The organism is Tunturibacter gelidoferens, assembly GCF_040358255.1.
Taxonomy (GTDB): domain Bacteria; phylum Acidobacteriota; class Terriglobia; order Terriglobales; family Acidobacteriaceae; genus Edaphobacter; species Edaphobacter gelidiferens.
Genome location: NZ_CP132938.1, coordinates 5,149,926 through 5,169,785 on the forward strand (window position 1 = coordinate 5,149,926; position 19,860 = coordinate 5,169,785).

Here is a 19,860-nt window from a genome sequence, read left to right on the forward strand (position 1 = left end):
AATTCTTTCTGGGGAGGAAGTATCTCACCGTAAAGTGTTGTCGAGTATGCCGAAGGGCGGAGGAGGTTGCCCACGACGCGCCTTAGTGCTCTCCCCCCGCACTCACTACTTCCGGTTGCGATACATCCTTATGCACATGCCACGGCACGCTTTCGATCGAGATCTCAGGATGCTTGCGGAGAAAATCCAGGGAATAAGTCGGAGCGCCAGGATCTATCTTCTTCGTGACAAACTTCGCGGATTGTTCTTTGGCTTTATCCTTCATTCCAGCACGACGGTAAAGGAGTGCGAGGTTGTAATGGGCCGTCAGGTCATCAGGGTCGATCGCTTGCAACGCCTCAAACTGTTCCATCGCTTCCTGAGGCCTGCGTTGTTGATAGTAAGAGATCCCGAGCTCGCGACGAGCATCTCGCGATTGCGGGTACTGCGCCAGAACTTTTTTCAGATCTTCTACTTCAGCATCGGGATGCCCTGCTCGTCGTTCTACCAATGCAAGATAGTAAAGAGCACGCGCATTGTTGGGACTTAGCTCTAGCGCTCTTTCAAGACCCCCGCGAGCTGAAGCATATTTTTCCCATTCGATATTCGTTAGGCCGATATTGGTGTAGCCATCCGCATAGTCAGGACGGAGCTTGATTACCTGGGAAAAAGCCTGGATCGCGTCGCTGTACTGCAGTTGATCGAGATAGGCGATGCCAAGGTTATTCCAGCGCATCCAGTCAGCGTTATCGTGAGGATCAGGCGCGCTAACAGGATTGTCTCCGATGTTGAGCGTTCGGCTGCGCGAGGCGAGCTCGACGATTGGATATGCAACGTGATCCTTGCCAAAAACGTTATTGAGATAGCTCTGCCGGAGATGTCGATAGTTCACTTTGGCGGTTATAGTTACCGCCCCCTTCGCCTCGGGAGGAATGCGAAACTCGTAGCGAATGAGAGACGACCTGCCTGCCTGAACTGTGTTGTCATAAGCGACAGAATGGATCGTCCATACTTTGTGATTGTCGACGAACACCCCGTCTGTGTTGACTGGACGGTTCGTAAAACTGTGTGCCCGCTCGTCCAGCATTCCATCCGGCTTGATGAAACCGCTGTGATAGATCTCCTTGCCGTTCGAGTCCGTGACGACAAACTCTACCCAAGCCTCATACAGATCGCGCACTTCGGGAATCAGGGAATGGCCGATGTTTTTGTTTTGAATAACAGTCATCACCTGTACTACATCACCCGAAGCAAGAGTGAACGCAGTCGAACCCAACGGTGCGATCAGCTTGTCATCACTCGCCTTACGAATTGCAAATAGATCGACGTTTAGATAGTTGCCTGTCTTCAGAAATTCGACTGTCTTCTCCAGTTGCTCATCAAACCCGTAGTAGAAAGGAACGGCGGTATTGCCCGCTGTCCAGCGATGCGATGCGAATGTACCGTTCTTCGCTCCCGGCTCGGGCAGCGCATTCGACGCGCGCTTCATGTGACAGCCCTGGCAGGTGGTGAAATCAGCTTGATAGAACGTGAGAGGATTTCGCTGCGAAAACTTTGAGTTCTGCCACTCATCGTATGCGGTAAACGCGCGAATGAATTTGTAATCATTCAGTGGGTTTGGCAAGTTGGCTTTGTGGCAGGCGGAGCAAAACTCAGGCGTACGGTAGAAGGTCTGCATCACCGCCTTCGAATGCCTATCAAGGTGCGCCAATATCTCCGAGTCCGGCACCAAGCCTGGAATACGAACCCCCTTTTCATCAACCAGAACTGCCGGTACGCCCATCACATAGCCACCGTTGCCGAGCGTCGATTGCAGCTTCTGAACGGAATGGCACGTGGTGCAGGTCAACCCGTCCTGATCAAATTTTCGGTCAACCATTGAGTTCTGCGTCAACCCGCCGCCCAGGACGGCGATCGGGTTGTGACAGCTATCGCAGTGGCGGGAAAACTCTATCCCCTTAGTCCTGATGAGGATATTGACGCTCGTGCGATAGAACGGCGTTCGAAATGAGTTGGAATGCAAAGACTGTCGCCACTGGTGGTAAGCCTCTTTGTGGCAGTGGCCGCAGTAGTCGGCCGTCGGAAACGCATCAGGCTCGAGAAAGTTGTCGCCCTCGACCGCAGCATTTCCGGGTGTTGAGATGTTTCCTTTTCCAAAGGCAAAGTTGTAGGTTCTGCCAACCCTATCTGCATAATCTTTGCGGACTGCAGCTTCGTCTGCAATCTTTTGCTGTGTCTGGCTCAAATCTGAGTGAGCCTGAATTCGAGGAAGAAAAGCAAAGACGCTCCCAAGGGCGAGTACCCCGACCAGACTGACGTACGCTCCCGTCGCGACAGCCAGTCGCCGACGATTGACAACCACACCCTTCACCCGCGTTTTGGCCCACTTGAAAAACAGCATCGTACCCAACTTTTTCTTCGCGGACTTACAAGCCACTCTGCTGCGAAGGTTGACGGAATTCTACTCATCTAGTGAGTCTTCTGTCTGCTGATTTCTGCGGTCTTCTTTACCGTTACCGGCGGATCGAGAAGGCCCGGCACAATGCCTTTCCCCTCCTGAACGGTGAAAAAACGATCGACACTCGGGAGCGTTAGCTGTTCCACAGTTCCACTCGGCCAGCGAATCTCCACAGAATCCACGGTAGTTGCGTCACCTATCCCAAAGTGTGGCCGCTGATCGTTGGAAGATTCATAGCTGCCACCGCTCAGTACATCTGCTCGCTGACGCACTCCGTTCGCCACCAGATACACCGTAGCCCCCACAGCATCTCGCGGACTTTTTGGGCCTCCGATCAACTTCAATCCAACCCAGTGATGGTGATCTGGACTTACATCCCGCATCAACGACGGCACATGATCCATTGAGTTGATAACGACATCCGTTTTACCGTCGTTGAAAAGGTCGCCGAATGCGGCTCCCCTGCCTGGAATCACCTCCGCCAACCCACTTCCGATCACCGCCGGCATTACCTCGAACTTCTTTCCCTTGTCTACGTTATGGAATAGCAGCGGACGCTGTGCGTAAGAGGTTCCCCAGTCGTACTTGTCCACCTGAGGATATACGTGTCCATTGACTAGAAAAATATCTTTCCAGCCGTCGTTGTCGTAATCAATAAACTCGGTCGCCCAGGTGAGAAAAGGATAAGTGATCTCTGCGATCCCCATCTCCGGACTAATCTCGGTGAACCCCTGGTCACCTCCGTTTCTGAAGAGCGGCTTATAGTCGTCGGAGAATGTACCCGTGTAGAGGTCGACCAAGCCATTATTGAGGTAGTCACCAACAGCCAGGCCCATGCCGGCCTGGTCGCGTCCCTGTTGGTTCAATGCAAAACCAGAGTAGTAGCTTGCGTCTTCAAAGGTCCCATCTCCGTTGTTCATATATAGATAGTTCGGCGACGAATCGTTCGTCACGACCAGATCAACCTTGCCGTCATTGTTGATATCGACGAACACTGCCGTAAATCCGTAGTAGCGCGCCTTATCTGAGACGCCCGCCTTTTCGCTGACGTCAGTAAAGGTCCCATCCCCGTTGTTGTGAAAGAGATGATCGGCCTCTCCCTGAAGTCCACGCGGACCGCACAGGGTGTTTACACCCCGAAACTGGCAGTAACTTAGCCCGACTGTTTCGGAGCCGGGATCAGGCGGATGGTTCACGTCATAGTGAACATACCCGGGAACGAAGAGGTCGAGTCGGCCATCTCCGTCGTAGTCTCCAAACGTGGCACCGGTAGACCAGTTCCCCAACGTTACGCCCGCCTTCTCTGCCACGTCAGTAAAGGTTCCATCGTGGTTATTGTGATAGAGCCGGTTCTTGCCGAAGTTGGAGACATAGATATCCGGCCAGCCGTCGTTGTCGTAATCTCCAACTGCGACGCCGTAACCCCAACGATCGTTGGCAACTCCGGCCTTGGCAGCAACATCGGTAAACGTTCCGTCGTGGTTATTGTGAAACAGTGCTGCATGAGGTGGATCAGCAGTACCCTTCAAAGCGTCGTAGGTGGAGCCGTTTACCAGGTAGATATCAAGCCAGCCGTCATTGTCATAGTCCAGTAAGGCTACCCCCGATCCAGGCGCTTCCAAAATGTACCTCTTTTCCGGCGTGCCCATCACGTGATGCCACCCTGTCAGGCCGGCTTGTTTGGCGACATCTTTGAAGATCACTGGTCCGTCGTTAACAAACCCTCCAGCCGTAATTGGACGCAACTCTGAATCCTTTACCGCAGCAAACACACCTGCTGTCGCAGACCCGCCATGTGGGACAGTCGGGACGGGCTGGTCTTGAGTCGAACCCGCGCCAGCCTTACCTGTTTCCTGTGCCGCCCCGAGTGCGCCCGCGAAGAGCTCGCCTGTCAAAGCGATCGTTAGGATCGTTTTTTGAAGGTGTTTCATAACCTCTTTATTCTCATCCGTTAACTTTCAAGCGCTGGGTTCGAAGCTTAAGCGAGAAGAAACATTCACGAAACCCGGCATGCTCCGTCCCGCGAGAGCACATAGTCCCAGAAGGATTGCCAATAAGCGCGTGATCTTGCCCCTTTGCTGGCGATTAAGTCGTCGCCCCAGCATCATCGTTCTTGTAAGTGCTCGTGTCTATCACTATTTCGACCAAGCATTATGGGGCAACGCGTCTTGCCGATCGCGCTAATACTTTGCCTCCCCGGTATTGATATCGATCGTCCACGGCCTGGGCTCGGGAAGTAGAAGCTGACCTCCATCAATTTGCAGAGGCATCCATAGGTAGCGCGAGTCCCATAACTCTTTTGGCTTCCACTGATCGGCCATGAAGATCACCGAGGTTGTCTTTGTGCCTATGATCCTGAGCAGCGTGGAGGATTGCGAGTTATAGGTTTTGAGCGCTGGAGGAGCGATGTCTTTGAACTCTGTCCATGGACCTTCGAGACTGGTGGCGGTGGCGTACACGTTGGGGTTCGGATTCCATCCTGTGAGATGGGAACCGATGACGTAGTACAGGCCCTTATAGTGGACCACGGCGCCCCCTTCGAGCGGAGCGGGGACGAGACTCATCTGCTTCTCGACGTTGAGGTAGTCGGGAGAGAGGCGGGCGATGACAAATCCTTTGGTGGGGCGGCTTTCGAAGATGAGGTAAGCTGTGCCGTCGTCGTCGATGAACTGGCCTATGTCGCGGCTCTCCAATCCGAGAGGGCGAAAGCTTTTGAGGTAGCGATAGTTTCCGTCGACTGTGTCGCTGATAGCAATTCCGACGCGGGCGAGTTTGTAAGTGCCGTCGTCGACGTGGGCGTAGAGGATGTACTTCTTTGTCGCTGCGTTGTAGAAGACCTTAGGACGTTCAATGAGCCAGCCTAGGCCAAAGTTCTCGGGGTCGGAGAGCTTGAGGACCTGATTGCGGAAGGTCCAGTGCTCGAGATCTTTCGACGCGTAACAGCTGACGTAGCGCTTATTCGGATCGAGACCCTGGGAGCGATCCTCCCCAAACCAGAAGAAGGTGTCGTCGACCTTCAGGATGCCGCCGCCGTGAGCTTGAATCTGCTGGCCGCGATTATCGAGCCAGACGGCTCCGGGTGTTATGGCCCCGGAGACGTTGCCTGGGCGCAGAAGGAGCAGCCAGGCGAGACAGCAACAGGCAGCGAGACGCGACAATGCTGAATGTGATTTTTCTGTCAGCAGAGCCACCAAGTCTACCTTTCGTTCGACCTGCCTGCGATGAAGTTGGCGTGAGGCGGCCTAGTTAGAGCTTACCGCGTCGCTCCTGTTGTCTACAGATTTCCGCGCAACTCCTGCTCTCTCTCGATAGCTTCGAAGAGAGCCTTGAAGTTTCCTTTGCCGAAGCTGCGGCTTCCCTTGCGCTGGATAATCTCGTAGAAGACGGTGGGGCGGTCTTCGACAGGCTTGGTGAAGATCTGGAGCATATAGCCTTCGTTGTCGCGGTCGACGAGGACGCCCAGTTTTTCGAGCTCTTCGATGGGCTCGTCGATCTTACCGATGCGCGTCTGCAGCTCCGTGTAGTAGGAGTGGGGGACGGTGAGGAAGTCGACGCCCTGCTGCTTCATGGCGGCGACTGTGGCAAGGATGTCGTTGGTGGCGAGAGCCATGTGCTGGACGCCCGGGCCCTGGTAGAAGTCGAGGTACTCCTCGATCTGGGACTTTCGGCGGCCTTCGGCGGGTTCGTTGATGGGGAATTTGACGTAGCCGTTGCCGTTGGCCATCACCTTAGACATGAGGGCGGAGTACTCGGTGGAGATGTCGTTGTCGTCGAAGTGCTGGTAGAGACCAAAACCCATGACGTCGCGGTAGAAGTCGACCCATTGATTCATGGAGTTCCAGCCGACGTTGCCGACGATGTGGTCGATGTGAAGGAGGCCAACGGGGCGGGCGATGTTGTCATTGGAGACGGCCTGATACCCGGGGAGGAAGGGACCGCTATAGTGGGTGCGCTCGACGAAGGTGTGAATGGTGTCGCCGTAGGCGGCGATGCTGGCGGTGGTGACGCTGCCGCCGGCGTCCTTCGCGTCGGTGGGTGCCTGGATGCTGCGCGCTCCGCGACTGGTGGTTTCGAGCCAGGACTGGCGGGCGTTATCGACCCAGAGGGCGATCGAGTGGACGCCGTCGCCGTGCTTGTCGACGTGGCGGGAGATATCGGAGTCTGTGCGAAGGGTAGTCGTGAGGACAAAACGCACCTTGCCTTGCTGGAGGACGTAGCTGGCGCGGTCACGCTGACCGGTCTCGGGGCCGGAGTAGGCGACGAGCGACATGCCGAAGGCGGCGCGGTAAAAATAAGCGGCCTGACGAGCGTTGCCGACGTAAAACTCGACGTGGTCGGTTCCCTTGAGGGGGAGAAAGTCGGTGGTGGCTGATTCTTGTTGGGGATGGGTCGGGGCGTGTGTTGCCATGAGGAGGTCTCCGATGCGGCGGGCGTGGGTAGCCCGCGGCGCAAGATGAGGATAGTTCACTTGGGTTGGAGTTGGCTAGGGCGGTCAGGTGCGGGCTGAGTGGATGGTGGCGCGGCACTCGCCTAGTCCGATGCGGGGATGGCCTGGCGATTCGCAGGAGCCGCGAAGGATGATCTCGTCGCCGTCTTCGAGGAAGGTGCGGGTTTCGGCAGTCGGGAGAAGGATGGGTTGGGCGCCGTTGCGGGTGAGCTCGAGGAGACAGCCGGCGGAGGCTTCGGCGGGGCCGGAGATCGTTCCGGTGGCGAGGATGTCGCCTGCCTGGAGGTTGCAGCCGTTGCTCGTGTGGTGAGTGATCAGTTGGGCGGGGGTCCAGTAAAGGTCCTGGGCGTTGGATTGGCTGAGCCGGAAAGGTTCAAGTTTATTAGCTTTCATGGTTGCGGTTAGGAGAAAGACTTCAAGTGCTACATCCAATCCTCCGGACTTCTGGTCTGCGGCGGAGTGGAGATAGGAAAGAGGTTTCGGATCGGTGGCCAAGCGACCGGCTGCGGGGACTCGGAAGGGTTCCAGTGCGGCGATTGGGGTGACCCAGGGGGAGACGGTGGTAGCGAAGTTTTTGGCCAGAAAGGGGCCGAGAGGCTGGTACTCCCAGGACTGGATGTCGCGGGCCGACCAGTCGTTGAGGAGGCTGATGCCGAAGAGGCGATCGGCTGCATCGGAGATGGGGACAGGGGTGCCCTGAGTACTGGGCTTCCCTATGTAAAGCGCCAGTTCCAATTCGTAGTCCAGCTTGCTGGTGGGAATGAAATTGGGTTGGATTTCTTCGGCGGACGGGCGGGTTTGGCCGATGGGTCGGACGATGGGTTCGCCACTCACCAGGATGGAAGAGGCCCGCCCGTGATAGCCGATAGGAATGTGCTTGTAGTTGGGGAGGAGAGGCTGGTCGGGGCGGAAAAGCTGACCGACACGGGTGGCGTGGTGGATGGAGGCGTAGAAGTCGGTGTAGTTGGGGATGTGGACCGGTTTTTGGAAGGTTGATCCGGCGATGGAGTGTAGCGCGGCTTCGGCTTTTTCCTTGTGCTCGGATTTTACGTCGGCGTGGAGAAGAGTGGTGAGGGTTTTGCGGAGGAGAGCCCAGGATTGAGAGCCCTGAGACATGAGCAGGTTGAGGGTGGGAGCCTGGCAGGCTTCCGTGAGGGTGGCGGGAAGCAGGCCTGATGCGGCACAGGCGTGAAGATCGAGGAGGTGGGCTCCAATGGCGACGCAGAGATGTTGCTGGTCCTCGACCGCGAAAGCGCCGTAGGGGAGATGAGTGAGCGGAAAGTCGGTGGTGGGGTGGTTGGCGTCGGGAAGCCAGCTCTTGTGAGCCGCAATGCTTTGTTTTGCCATGGAGCATGATAGCCGACCCAAGAGGGCTGAGCGTTTTCTGGAGATCTTGTCCTGCCGGACGGGCGCCCTGCGCGGGCAGCGGTCACTTCGTGACTTGTAGTTGCTTCGCGGGGTGCTCCCGTTGGTCGCAAGCTAGTGCCCGTGCCGTCCAGCGGGAGGACCGTGGATATTCTTCCTGCCTGGAACGGTACACACGTCACACGAACTGACCGCCGCCGCGCAGGGCTCCCGTCCGGCAGGACATCGCTCCTATTTAGCGGGTAGTTCCGTGTTTGGGGCTACGGCTTTTTTGCGCGAGTACTTAACGAGGATAGTCTTCAGGATGACATAGAGGACCGGGATGAAGAAGAGGTTGAGCACGGTAGAGAGCACCATGCCGCCAACGATGGCTGTGCCGACGGAGTGACGGCCGTAGGCTCCGGCTCCAGTGGCGAAAAAGAGAGGACCGACGCCGAGAATGAAGGCGATGGAGGTCATCAGGATGGGTCGGAGGCGGAGTTCTGCGGCCTCGATGGCGGCGTCGATGATCGAGCGGCCCTGCTCGAGGAGTTGCTCGGCGAACTCGACGATGAGGATCGAGTTTTTGGCTGAGAGGCCGATGAGCATGACCAGGCCGATCTGGACGTAGACGTCGTCGACCAGGCCGCGGAGAGAGACGAGAGAGAGAGCGCCGAGGATCGCCATAGGAACGGCAAGGAGGATGATGAACGGCAGCGCAAAGGACTCGTACTGGGCCGAGAGGGTGAGGTAGACGACCAGCAGGCCAAGGCCGAAGATGATGATGGCCTTGCCGGCGGACTCAACTTCTTCAAGCGCGAGACCGGTCCAGGAGTAGGTCATCCCCTGAAGCTTGTTCTTCTGGAAGAGCTTGACCATGGCGTCGTTGCCTTGACCCGAGCTAGTTCCGGGGGCGGGCGAGCCGTCGATCTCGGCCGAGCGGAAGAGGTTGTAGTGGTTGATGACCTGTGGGCCCGAGATCTGAGTGACAGTGGCGAGGTTGTCGAGCGGGATCATCTGGTTGGTGTTGGAGCGAACGTAGTACTGGCGGAGATCCTGCGCGTTGCGGCGGAACTGCTCGTCGGCCTGAACGTAGACGCGGTAGGAGCGGTTGTTGAAGTTGAAGTCGTTGATGTAGCTGGAGCCCATGAAGGTGCCGAGGGCGGCGGTGATCTGGGCGAAGGGGACGCCGATGGTCTCGGCCTTTTGCCGATCGATGATGACCTGAAGTTGCGGATCGTTCGAAGTGAACTGCGTGTTCATCGCGGTGAGGCCAGAGCCAGGGGCGCTGCCTTGCGCGACTAGTGTGTGGGCTACGCGGGAGATATCGTCGAAGGAGTTGCGGCCACCGTCCTGCAGGATGAACTGGAAGCCACCGACGGTGCCGAGGCCAGCGACGGCGGGTGGTTCGGCTGCGAAGGCGATACCGCCGGGGACGCCGAAGAGCTTGGGTCCTACGTCGAGGACGATGTTGTGAGCGGTAAACTTGGGTCCCATCTTGGTGCGGTCGTTGATGGGCTTAAGCGGTGCGAAGATGAGGCCGGAGTTTGGCGAGCTGCCGCCGGCGAGCGAGAAACCCATGACGGAGAAGGTGCCGAAGACGCCGTCGTTCTTGCGTACGAGATCAGCTACGCGATCGGCGAACTCGCCAGTATAGCTAAGCGAGGCTCCCGGGGGCGTCTGCACGATGATGAGGAAGTAGGACTGGTCTTCCTGCGGGATGAAGGCAGTGGGCACGTAGTTGTACATGAACGCCGTGGCTGCGAGAGCTCCGACGAAGAACAAAAGCATGACGTAGCGAATGCGCACGACGAAGGTGACGATGCGCGCATAAGTCCGGATGACCCACTGGATGACGGCTTCGATGGGGTTCAGGAGCAGCCCCATGATGCCGGTCTTTTTTTGTTCCGGACGCAGGAGGATGGCGGCGAGGGCCGGCGAGAGGGTGAGGGCGTTGAAGGCTGAGATCGCAATGGAGAAGGCGATGGTAAGCGAGAACTGTTTATAGAGAATGCCGGTGGTGCCGGGAAAGAAGCTGACTGGGATGAAGACGGAGATGAGGACGAGCGAGGTGGCGATGACGGCGCTGGTGACCTCGGCCATGGCGATGCTGGTGGCCTTGTGGGGATCGGAGGAGGTCTGCTGCATGCCTTTGCCAACCTTCTCCTGCGCGAGAGTGTCGGGGGCGTAGGGGTCGGGTTCGCTGAGTTCGTGGCGCTCCGGGATGATGGAGTGGCCGGAGAGGTGGCGCTGCACGTTTTCGATCACGACGATGGCGTCGTCGACGACTAGACCTGTAGCGAGAGTGATGCCGAAGAGGGTGAGGGAGTTGATGCTGAAGCCGAAGATCTTGATGAAGGCGAAGGTGCCGATGAGCGAGACCGGGATGGTGACGGCGGGGATGATGGTGGCGCGCCAGTCCTGCAGGAAGAGGAAGATCACGATGATGACGATGACGATCGCTTCGCCGATGGTGGTGACGACCTCGTTGACCGACTCGCCGATGACAAGGGTGGTGTCGACTGCGATGATGCCCTTCATGCCAGGGGGGAAGTTCTTCTGGAGCTCTGCGAGGACGGCGCGGCACTTCTTGTCGACGTCGAGGGCGTTGGCGTTGGAGAGCTGCTGGACGCCGACACCGATGGCATCTCCGCCGGAGTATTTGAGGGCTGTGCTGTAGGTTTCGGCGCCTAGCTCCGCGCGGCCGATATCTTTGAACAGAACAACGCCGCCGGCGGTGGGATTGTTTTTGATGACGATGTTTTCGAACTGTTTCGGGTCGTCAAAGCGGCCGATGACTCGAACCGCCATCTGGAAGACCTGCTTGGGATCGGAGGGAGGTTGCCCGAGTTGTCCGGCGGGCACTTCTACGTTCTGCCCTGCGAGGGCATTGGTGACATCGAGTGCGGTGAGACCGCGGGCCGCGAGCCGGTTGGGATCAAGCCAAAGGCGCATGGCGTACTTGCGCTCGCCGAAGATGATGACGGCACCGACGCCGGGGACGCGCTTGAGTGCATCCGAGACATAGACGTCGAGGTAGTTGGAGATGAAGGCCGGGGAGAGGGAGTGGTCGGGAGAGATGAAGCCGGCGGCGAAGATGAAGTTCGAGCTTGCCTTGGTGATGCTGATACCGGTGTTGTTGACGGTGGCGGGGAGACGGCCTTGAACGGTGGCAACGCGATTCTGTACGTCAACAGCGGCTATGTCGAGGTTATAGCCAGTCTGGAAGGTGACGATGATAGAAGAGGTGCCATCGTTGGAGCTGGTGGAGCTCATGTACCGCATACCTTCAACGCCGTTGATGGCCTGCTCGAGGATGATGGTGACGGCGGACTCGACGTCTTTCGAGTTGGCGCCGATGTAGTTGCTGGAGACGATGACCTGAGGCGGCGCGAGATCCGGATAGAGCGAGATCGGAAGGCTCGGAATGCAGACCGCGCCAGCGAGCACGATGAGGAGCGCACAGACCGTGGCGAAGATCGGACGACGAATAAAAAAGTCTACGAACAAGGCTGACCTCTAACCGGAGCGGCTGGCCCCGGGGTGGAGCGTGAGACTGTGCGGAGTCAGGATGAAGTCCGCAGGGATCGATGAATCAGTTGATTAGCCGAGTGGCTTGACCGGCGCACCCTCCTGCAGAAACTGCAGGCCAGAGGTGATTACTTTTTCTCCCGTCTTGAGACCCCCAAGAACGGGATAGGTGTTACCGACTGTTTCGCCGACGGTGACCGGCACCTGGTGCGCAACGTAGCCGTCCCCTTTAGGCGTTGCGACGTAGACGAAGGTCTGGCCGCCGACGAGACTGACGGCAAGGACCGGCACTGTGGGCGCAGGTGCGGTGCTCCAGGTGATGCGAGCCTTCACCAGCTGCTGGTTCCGAAGAATGTCCGCCGTCCGTGGGACACTTGCCTTAGCGAGGACGCTTTGCAGTCCGTTATCAACCTGCGGCGAGATGAAGTCAACCTTCGTTTTGACCAGGACGTTGCCTGCCGTATCTAGAATCTCTACCGGAAGTCCATTACGAATGCTGCCGGCGCGTTCAGTTGGGATGTAGATATAAGCTTCAAGGTCAGCGTTCTCGTCCACCGTGGTCAGCAGCGTGGTGGGTGAGACGTAGTCGCCGAGGTGAACTGGGATATCGCCCACAACGCCGTTAAAGGGGGCGCGGATATCGTAGTAGGCGAGTTGCTGCTTCTGGGTATCGGTGAGGGCCTGGTTGGACTCGAAGTCGGCCTTGGAGTTTTCGTAGGCCTGATTCGCCTGGTCGTATGTGTCCCGCGAGACCACCCCGGCTTCGAATAGCTTGCGCTGCCGGTCGACTTCGATCTTGTTGTAGTCGTAGAGGGCCTTCTTCTGCGCCTGAGTTCCCTGCTGCGACTGGACCGATGCCATCTGCTTCAAGGGATCGATTCGCATAAGCACCTGACCGGCTTTTACGGCGTCGCCGGACTTCACGAAGATCTTGACCAGGTTGCCGTCGACCTGCGGTTGCATGGTGGACGAGCGACGGCTCTTGATGGTGGCGACGTAGGTGTCGGAGTTGGGAACAGGCGACAACGAGACGGGTGCTACCTTCACCGGCATGGCCTGCGGGGGAGGCTGCGCGGGCGGTGCCGACTTGCAACCTGCGACCAGGCATGCAGCCGCGCAGACAAGCACTGGGAGGACGCGGGGGGTGTTCAAAATCAAGGGCACAGAACTTCTCCTTCACAAGCGACGACTTCGACGACAAGCCACCAAACGGGTTGCAATAAGTGGTGGACAGGAAGATTTACGGCGCAAGATTCTGCGGATCAACGTTTTACTGGCTACGACTCAGGATTTCCATTTTAGATGACTGCGTCCCCGAGAAGGGTTCGGGAATATGTATCTAAAGAGTTTTTGAAGGTGTCCCAACCAATTCCCCGGGGGTGTCAGGCGTCCAAACTGCTCTTTTCAGCAAATGCAAAAGGGTTGAAGCTCTGGTGACGATCAAACGCATCGGCTTGCTCGGCTCGCTTGAGCCAGTTTATGACAAGATACGTGATCGGGGTAGCGACCACCTCATAGCCTACCTTCAGGGCGTAACCGGTGACGATTATGTTGAGGAGGATGCGGACGGGATATATTCCGCCAAAGGTCAGAATAATGACAAGAACCGTGTCGACCGCCTGGCCGACGACGGTGGAACCGATGGTACGGGTCCAAAGCATGCGTCCGTTCGTGAAGAGCTTGAGCCGCGCCATAGTATAGGAGTTGGCGAACTCACCGGCCCAGAAGGCGGTAAGACTGGCGGCCAGGATGCGCGGGATAAAACCAAAGACCGCAGAGAACGCCTGCTGATTCTTCCACCCCGGAGCAGAGGGCAGTGCGATGACGACGGCTCCGATGAGATACAGGAGGGCGGTGCCGAGGAAGCCCAGCCAGATGGCTCTCCGTGAGGCGGCGAAGCCGTACACCTCGGTAAAGACGTCTCCGAAGATATAGGTGATGGGAAACAGGAGAACCGCTCCGCTGACCGCGAATGGGCCGATGGACCGGCTGCCGATCGAGATTGGCCCGAAGAGGCAGACCTTTTGCGCGATGAGGTTCGAGACGAGCAGGATGACGACGAATGCGGTCGTGAGGGCGTCAAGATACTTGAAACTGCGAAGAGTCGATGGCGTGGGGGCCGGTTGGATCGTGTGGAGTTGCGACGGCATCGATACCAGTATGCCGTGCCAACGTGAGGCGCGCCAGTTTTTGACAGAGCATGGCTCGGTTGTTAGCGTTAGAAGTGGTGAGGGTGCTGCGGGTGCCTTCTACCTGGTGCGTCCCCGTCGTCTAGCCCGGCCCAGGACACCGCCCTTTCACGGCGATAACATGGGTTCGAATCCCATCGGGGACACCAAAGATTCTAAAAGACCTAAATTAAAACAATAGTGTCGCAGGAAGGTGACCTGTGCCACTATTGTGGCTGCCCGCTATTCGCCCTTTCCCCGGGCCGGTTGCATTGTGTCACCGTTTCGGTTGCAATTTTGGTTGCTACTGGACCAAGCCGCTTTCCCACTAGGTCCTTCGGGACGCTAACGGATTAATGCATACACGGCTAGCATTTTAGGGTCTGCAACGTTGTCTTTGGGTCATGCACCCTCCTATAGTGATTCCGACAGAAGGCGGACCCCGCAGTTTGCAGAACGGTCCGCGCCAAACTTTGCTACGGGCAGAAATCTACCTGCCTTGCAAGAATGGCGTAGTCGAAAGGGGATACTGATGAATTCAATCGTAGTCAGCTCGATCATCTTCGTATCCGTCTTCGCCGCGGCTCTCGTCGGCATGGCTGTCCGCCGGGTCGTTCCGGACGATCACGTCGAATCAGATGCAAAGGAAGTCATCAGGCTCGCGACTGGGCTCATTGCGACCATGGCCGCGCTGGTCCTCGGGATGCTGATCTCTTCCGCAAAGTCTTCCTACGATGCTCGCAAGAACGAGGTAGCGGAGATGTCCTCGGAGATTGTCGCCATTGATCGCCTACTGGTAAAGTATGGCCCCGAGACCGGGCCAATTCGTGCGGAGTTTCACCAGACAGTGGAGGCTGGTCTCGAGCGCATCTGGCCAAGTCAGGCATCCCGGAAGTTCGAACTCAGACCGGGGGATCACGGCGAAATTCTTTTCGGCAAGCTGGAGTTGCTGGCCCCGAAAGATGACAGACAGGTCGCCGAGAAAGCCCAGATCATGACAATGGTTTTTGGCTTACGGCAGACTCAATGGCTAATGTTCCTCAGGGCGGAGCAGAACGCCGTTCCGATTCCACTCCTGTTGGTCTTGGTCTCGTGGCTGGCCGCCATCTTTGTCAGCTTCGGTCTTTTCGCCCCGCCCAACCCCACGGTCCTGATAATACTAGCTCTTGGAGCGATGGCGGTTTCCTCTGCGATCTTCCTCATCCTGGAGATGTATACGCCATTCAGCGGAGTTCTCAAGATATTGCCGACCCCGATTCTCGATGCGCTGAGCCAGATGGGACATTGAAAGCAGACGGGCTCCTGATCGATTCACACTTTCATTCTTCGTTGGGAGTGGCTTGTCGGCCGGACAGCATCACGCACGGTCGGGGTCGCGAGTCTCTGATCTTGTCGCTGTGCCTTTACTTACTTCTTACAATCCGCTGAGAAGACTTCCGTCTGATCGCCTTAGTCTGCCGCACCCCGTCGGCCAGCTGGATATTGTGCGCCGTAACAATAGCTCCGATCAACCCTGGGAAGCGCTTGTCGATCTCCGCGCAACGAGAAGTGTTGTGCATCTCGACACCTTGACGCTCGCCCCGTATCAACCCGGCCTCGCGAAGTATTTTGAAGTGCTGCGAAAGCGTTGACTTCGGTATCGGTTTCTCGCTGATATTCGAAAACGCCAAACAGTTGTGGGAACACTCCTGTCCCACAATGTCGGCATAGATCGCCACACGCACCGGGTCAGACAAGGCATGAAGGATCGCTTCAACCGTCACGTCCTGGACCGAGGGGTGGAATAGAGGCCTCATGAACACCACGATAGTCTTTTTACATAAATTGTTCAATAGTGCATAAAACCAGAACTAATGAATCTTCTCCTGATCGAACTCCATCTACTCAGCAGTAATAAGAGCCTGCCTTCACGGGCAATTCAGAAATCCCAAGTTCGACAGAGCAATCTCGAAGAGGACTCAGACATGAGCAAGCTAAAAGGTAAAGTAGCAGTCGTCACCGGGGCATCCAAGGGTATCGGAGCCGCCATCGCCAAGTCGCTCGCCGCAGAAGGCGCATCCGTTGTCGTCAACTACGCCTCCAGCAAGTCTGGTGCAGACACCGTCGTCTCCGCCATCACCGCAGCCGGAGGCAAAGCCGTCGCTGTCGGTGGAGACGTCTCCAAGGCCGCAGAAGCACAGGGCATAATCGACGCAGCCATCAAGAACTACGGCCGCCTCGACATCCTCGTTAACAACTCGGGCGTCTATGAGTTCTCTCCCATCGAAACCGTAACCGAAGAGCAGTTCCACAAGATCTTCAACATCAATGTACTCGGCGTGCTCCTCACCACCCAGGCAGCGGTCAAGCACCTCGGCGAGGGGGCTAGCATCATTAACATCGGCTCTGGCGTCAGCAGTATCACCCCTCCCAACAGCGCCGTCTACACAGGCACCAAAGGCGCTCTCGATGCCATCACCGGTGTCCTCGCAAAGGAACTTGGTGCGCGTAAGATCCGCGTCAACTCAGTCAACCCCGGCATCGTCGACACCGAAGGCACACAGTCCGCCGGGTTTATTGGATCCGACTTCGAGAAGGCTCTCGTCGCGCAAACTCCCCTCGGCCGCGCCGGCCAGGTCGACGACATCGCCTCCGTCGTAACCTTCTTCGCGTCCGAAGACGCAAAGTGGATTACCGGCGAGCGCGTGATCACCGGCGGCGGTCTCCGCTAACTTCACAAAGGCCACTCAACGCCGAGCATCATTCCGCAATTGGGTGCCTTCAAATCGCAACCGAAAAGCAAGAACACCAACCGTGAAAGGAAGGATTGACATGGGAAAGCTCGAAGGAAAAGTAGCAGTCATCACAGCAGCAACATCAGGCATGGCGCTTGCCACAGCAAAACTCTTCGTGAAAGAGGGCGCATATGTCTTCATCACCGGCCGCCGTCAGGACAAACTCGATGAAGCCGTCAAGGCCATCGGCAAGAACGTGACCGGCGTCCAGGGCGACGCTGCAAACCTCGCTGACCTCGATCGCTTATACGAAACCGTCAAGAAAGAAAAAGGAAAGATCGATATCCTCTTCGCCAGCGCAGGCCAGGGCGAGTTCGCGAAGATCGGTGAAGTCACCGAAGAGCACTTCGATAAAACCTTCGACCTCAACGTGCGCGGCACACTGTTCACCGTGCAGAAGGCACTCCCGCTCTTCAACGACGGCGGCTCGATCTTCATGAACGGCTCCATCGCCAGCATCAAGGGCTTCCCTGCCTTCGGCGTCTACAGCGCCAGCAAAGCCGCGGTGCGATCCTTTGCGCGCACATGGCTCAATGACCTCAAGGACCGCAAAATCCGCGTCAACGTCCTCAGCCCAGGGACCATCGATACCCCAATCCTCGATCCTCTAGGACCCGACGCGAAGGAGTACTTCAAGACACTTATCCCACGTGGCGAAATCGGTCGCCCCGAAGAGATCGCGACCGTAGCGCTCTTCCTCGCCTCTGACGACTCAAGCTTCGTCAACGGTATTGAGCTATTCGTAGACGGCGGAACAGCACAGATCTAACACAACTAGATATCGATGAAACAAACTGAGTGAACTCGCCACGCTGTCCGTCAGCATCAAGCAGCGTGGCGGCCCCAGTTCAGACCAGAGTAGGAACTACCAATGATTGAATTCATAGTCATTTTGGCTTTTTCGATAAGAGAGGTACTACAGCATGAACCCAGAAGCTTCGCTCATCGACTCGGCGCTCCGCGGTTGGAAGTCAAACGTTGACCGCACAACGAAACTCTTCGGCGCTCTTACAGAAGAGCAGCTTCTCGAACAGGTCGCTCCCGGGAAGAACAGGCTTATCTATCTCTGGGGTCACCTAACGGCCAGCAGCGATGCGCTCCTTCCTCTGCTCGGGTTAGGTCGGAGACTCCATCCGGAACTCGATTCGATCTTTATATCCAATCCTGACGGATACTCGCAGGACGTGCTCTCAGGAGCGGACCTGAAGAAAGTCTGGGATGAAGTCAACAATGCGCTGTGGGCGGCTTTTTCAAACTTGTCACCCTCGGACTGGGCACAGAGACACACCGCTGTCTTCGCAGAGGACTTCAAGCTGGAACCTCATCGCAACCGATTCACCGTCCTGCTCGGCAGAACAGCTCATCTCGCGTACCACTTCGGCCAGGCCAAGCTCGCCCAGCGATGAATATCTGAGTCGATCATCCAAAGCAACAGGCCTTGCGTGGTGACCACACCGGCTTCCGACAACCGCGTGGTCTATGCCTGAGATGGTGCCCGAACTAACCCGAACGCGGCATCAACGTGCAACGAGGCTACCTTCGTCCACGGTGAAGCGGAGACGGCCAGCGTCGAGGCTCACCCGCAGATGACGGTGCTTCGCGAGATAGTAGATGCCGACAATCGCTGCGGCAAACCCTGAAGCAGCCCCAATGCCAAGCGCCCAACGCGGACCGAACCTATCAGCGACCCACCCGACAACTGGCGCACCGATCGGTGTGCCACCGAAGACTACTGCGAGAAGGATGGCCAACACACGTCCACGCATGGCAGGCTCGGTTGAGAGTTGTACCAAGCTGTTCGTCGAGGTAGTGAAAGTCTGCGCAGACACGCCGATAACGATAAGAGCGAGGCCAAAGAGCCAGTAGTTGGGCATGATCGCCGCTAGTGCCAAGCCGACCCCGAAGACTGCCGCACCTGCCAGCAACGGAGTCATGTTAGGTCTTTCTCGTCTCGCGGCGAGAAGCGCCCCGGCAACTGATCCAATCGCCATAGTCGACGTCAAGAGTCCGTACAGGCTCGCCTCTGCGTGGAACACGGTCACGGACATGGTTGAGATAAATATCGGGAAGTTGATTCCGAACGTACCAATCAGAAAGAGCATTAGAAAAATAGCCTTTAGATCCGGTCTCTTCCAAACGTGACGAAACCCTTCGATGAGGCTCCCACGTTTGCGAACGGCTCTCGCCTCGCGATGAAGGTCCTCCACGCGAAGAAGGCTCAGCGAGCAAAGCACGGCGACAAAAGAAGCCGCATTGATAAGGAACACCCACCCGGAGCCCACGGCAGCAATAAGAACGCCTGCGATCGCCGGACCGATCATCCGCGCAGCGTTGAACGAGGTGGAATTTAGTCCCACTGCATTCGACAAATCAGCCTCTCCCACCAACTCTGAGACGAAGCTTTGGCGCGTCGGCGAATCGAACGCAGTCACGCAACCTAGAAGAAACGCAAACACATACACATGCCACAGCTGAATCAGTCCAACAACAGTGAGGATCCCCAGTCCCAGGGCCAGCGCTCCCATCGCCGCCTGAGTAGCGATCAGGAGTTTTCGCCGATCGAGATGATCTGCGGCAAAACCAGTCAGCGGCAATAAGAGCACCTGCGGTCCGAACTGGAGCGCCATGACCACACCGACAGCCGTCGCATTGTGGTGGGTCAACTGCGTGAGGACGATCCAATCCTGCGCGGTGCGCTGCATCCACGTTCCCACGTTAGAGACCAGCGCCCCACAAGCCCACACTCGATAGTTGAAGCTGTTCAGCGAACGGAAGGTCCCTTTCGTCGGCCCGCTCATGAGTTCCCATGTGAGTTGCCGCCGTGGAACCGTCCGAAACTGCGCGCCGTCATCACACCCATCAGAAGAATGCCCAATCCCAAAGAAACGACATGATCCGTAGAACGCAAACTGAAGCTGCCAACACGACAAATCAGAACATAAGCAACCATCAGATTAAAAAATCCCCAAAGCACGTTCACCAACGAAGAAGAAAGTCCTTCGCCAGGCGGTTTAGCAAATGGGCTTTGAAAGGGACGTCCCATCACGCCGCTCACAAAATGCGGAATAGCGTTTGTGAGAAAAACGCCGCCAAACAAGTACGCTGCAGATTGACCCCATTCCATTTGGAAGGATGCTCCTTTTCGTTGAACAAGAATTT

Annotated in this window: 15 protein-coding genes and 1 tRNA gene; 5 read left to right on the forward strand and 11 right to left on the reverse strand. The window is 57.1% G+C overall.

What is annotated here, in order from left to right; genetic code table 11:
- Positions 1-82: 82 nt before the first annotated feature.
- From RBB81_RS22085 to RBB81_RS22120, 8 genes are all read right to left on the reverse strand, one after another.
- Positions 83-2,380 (reverse strand): tetratricopeptide repeat protein, encoded by a 2,298-nt coding sequence (locus RBB81_RS22085; RefSeq protein ID WP_353072179.1) that lies wholly within the window; start codon positions 2,378-2,380, stop codon positions 83-85.
- A gap of 68 nt (positions 2,381-2,448) precedes the next feature.
- A complete protein-coding gene (locus tag RBB81_RS22090; RefSeq protein ID WP_353072180.1) occupies positions 2,449-4,368 on the reverse strand; it encodes a CRTAC1 family protein in 1,920 nt (639 codons plus the stop codon).
- Positions 4,369-4,617: 249 nt separating this feature from the next.
- Positions 4,618-5,595, reverse strand: coding sequence for a family 43 glycosylhydrolase (locus tag RBB81_RS22095; protein WP_353072181.1), 978 nt, complete (start codon positions 5,593-5,595; stop codon positions 4,618-4,620).
- Positions 5,596-5,711: 116 nt separating this feature from the next.
- On the reverse strand, positions 5,712-6,845 hold the full coding sequence (gene hppD, locus RBB81_RS22100) for a 4-hydroxyphenylpyruvate dioxygenase (RefSeq protein WP_353072182.1): 1,134 nt from the start codon (positions 6,843-6,845) through the stop codon (positions 5,712-5,714).
- An 84-nt stretch (positions 6,846-6,929) separates the two neighbouring features.
- Positions 6,930-8,231 (reverse strand): fumarylacetoacetase, encoded by a 1,302-nt coding sequence (fahA, locus tag RBB81_RS22105; RefSeq protein WP_353072183.1) that lies wholly within the window; start codon positions 8,229-8,231, stop codon positions 6,930-6,932.
- Positions 8,232-8,480: 249 nt separating this feature from the next.
- A complete protein-coding gene (locus tag RBB81_RS22110; protein WP_179585220.1) occupies positions 8,481-11,738 on the reverse strand; it encodes an efflux RND transporter permease subunit in 3,258 nt (1,085 codons plus the stop codon).
- 93 nt (positions 11,739-11,831) lie between these two features.
- Positions 11,832-12,923 carry an efflux RND transporter periplasmic adaptor subunit gene (locus RBB81_RS22115; RefSeq protein ID WP_353072184.1) on the reverse strand — a complete coding sequence of 364 codons (1,092 nt, stop codon included), beginning with the start codon at positions 12,921-12,923 and terminating at the stop codon, positions 11,832-11,834.
- A gap of 218 nt (positions 12,924-13,141) precedes the next feature.
- Positions 13,142-13,909, reverse strand: coding sequence for a queuosine precursor transporter (locus tag RBB81_RS22120; RefSeq protein WP_353072185.1), 768 nt, complete (start codon positions 13,907-13,909; stop codon positions 13,142-13,144).
- A 110-nt stretch (positions 13,910-14,019) separates the two neighbouring features.
- Here RBB81_RS22120 and RBB81_RS22125 point away from each other — a divergent pair.
- Both RBB81_RS22125 and RBB81_RS22130 read left to right on the forward strand, forming a co-directional pair.
- A tRNA-Glu gene (locus RBB81_RS22125) sits at positions 14,020-14,097 on the forward strand.
- 362 nt (positions 14,098-14,459) lie between these two features.
- On the forward strand, positions 14,460-15,215 hold the full coding sequence (locus tag RBB81_RS22130; RefSeq protein WP_179585224.1) for a hypothetical protein: 756 nt from the start codon (positions 14,460-14,462) through the stop codon (positions 15,213-15,215).
- 115 nt (positions 15,216-15,330) lie between these two features.
- On the opposite strand, the gene RBB81_RS22135 is transcribed toward RBB81_RS22130, so the two are convergent.
- Positions 15,331-15,723 (reverse strand): ArsR/SmtB family transcription factor, encoded by a 393-nt coding sequence (locus tag RBB81_RS22135; protein ID WP_179587047.1) that lies wholly within the window; start codon positions 15,721-15,723, stop codon positions 15,331-15,333.
- Between the two features lie 168 nt (positions 15,724-15,891).
- Here RBB81_RS22135 and RBB81_RS22140 point away from each other — a divergent pair, with 168 nt between their 5' ends.
- The 3 genes from RBB81_RS22140 to RBB81_RS22150 all read left to right on the forward strand — a co-directional run bounded on the left by RBB81_RS22140 (position 15,892) and on the right by RBB81_RS22150 (position 18,107).
- Positions 15,892-16,638, forward strand: a complete 747-nt coding sequence (locus RBB81_RS22140) for a glucose 1-dehydrogenase (protein ID WP_353072186.1) — start codon at positions 15,892-15,894, stop codon at positions 16,636-16,638.
- Positions 16,639-16,738: 100 nt separating this feature from the next.
- A complete protein-coding gene (locus tag RBB81_RS22145) occupies positions 16,739-17,470 on the forward strand; it encodes an SDR family NAD(P)-dependent oxidoreductase (protein WP_183792676.1) in 732 nt (243 codons plus the stop codon).
- Between the two features lie 154 nt (positions 17,471-17,624).
- Positions 17,625-18,107: a DinB family protein gene (locus RBB81_RS22150; RefSeq protein ID WP_353072187.1), complete on the forward strand. Its 483-nt coding sequence runs from the start codon at positions 17,625-17,627 to the stop codon at positions 18,105-18,107.
- Between the two features lie 111 nt (positions 18,108-18,218).
- On the opposite strand, the gene RBB81_RS22155 is transcribed toward RBB81_RS22150, so the two are convergent.
- Both RBB81_RS22155 and RBB81_RS22160 read right to left on the reverse strand, forming a co-directional pair.
- Positions 18,219-19,499, reverse strand: coding sequence for an MFS transporter (locus RBB81_RS22155; RefSeq protein WP_353072188.1), 1,281 nt, complete (start codon positions 19,497-19,499; stop codon positions 18,219-18,221).
- Complete coding sequence (locus RBB81_RS22160) at positions 19,496-19,825, reverse strand: hypothetical protein (protein ID WP_179585231.1); 330 nt, start codon at positions 19,823-19,825, stop codon at positions 19,496-19,498. The genes RBB81_RS22155 and RBB81_RS22160 overlap by 4 nt, the downstream gene beginning before the upstream one ends.
- Positions 19,826-19,860: the final 35 nt, after the last annotated feature.

What these genes read in the sequence shown, in the direction of transcription:
- RBB81_RS22155 (WP_353072188.1), bottom strand. Translation starts at nt 19,499, where the DNA reads ATGAGCGGGCCGACGAAAGGGACCTTCCGTTCGCTGAACAGCTTCAAC.
- fahA (WP_353072183.1), bottom strand. Translation starts at nt 8,231, where the DNA reads ATGGCAAAACAAAGCATTGCGGCTCACAAGAGCTGGCTTCCCGACGCC.
- RBB81_RS22090 (WP_353072180.1), bottom strand. Translation starts at nt 4,368, where the DNA reads ATGAAACACCTTCAAAAAACGATCCTAACGATCGCTTTGACAGGCGAG.
- RBB81_RS22140 (WP_353072186.1), top strand. Translation starts at nt 15,892, where the DNA reads ATGAGCAAGCTAAAAGGTAAAGTAGCAGTCGTCACCGGGGCATCCAAG.
- RBB81_RS22120 (WP_353072185.1), bottom strand. Translation starts at nt 13,909, where the DNA reads ATGCCGTCGCAACTCCACACGATCCAACCGGCCCCCACGCCATCGACT.
- RBB81_RS22150 (WP_353072187.1), top strand. Translation starts at nt 17,625, where the DNA reads ATGAACCCAGAAGCTTCGCTCATCGACTCGGCGCTCCGCGGTTGGAAG.
- RBB81_RS22085 (WP_353072179.1), bottom strand. Translation starts at nt 2,380, where the DNA reads ATGCTGTTTTTCAAGTGGGCCAAAACGCGGGTGAAGGGTGTGGTTGTC.
- RBB81_RS22135 (WP_179587047.1), bottom strand. Translation starts at nt 15,723, where the DNA reads ATGAGGCCTCTATTCCACCCCTCGGTCCAGGACGTGACGGTTGAAGCG.
- RBB81_RS22145 (WP_183792676.1), top strand. Translation starts at nt 16,739, where the DNA reads ATGGGAAAGCTCGAAGGAAAAGTAGCAGTCATCACAGCAGCAACATCA.
- RBB81_RS22130 (WP_179585224.1), top strand. Translation starts at nt 14,460, where the DNA reads ATGAATTCAATCGTAGTCAGCTCGATCATCTTCGTATCCGTCTTCGCC.
- RBB81_RS22160 (WP_179585231.1), bottom strand. Translation starts at nt 19,825, where the DNA reads ATGGAATGGGGTCAATCTGCAGCGTACTTGTTTGGCGGCGTTTTTCTC.
- hppD (WP_353072182.1), bottom strand. Translation starts at nt 6,845, where the DNA reads ATGGCAACACACGCCCCGACCCATCCCCAACAAGAATCAGCCACCACC.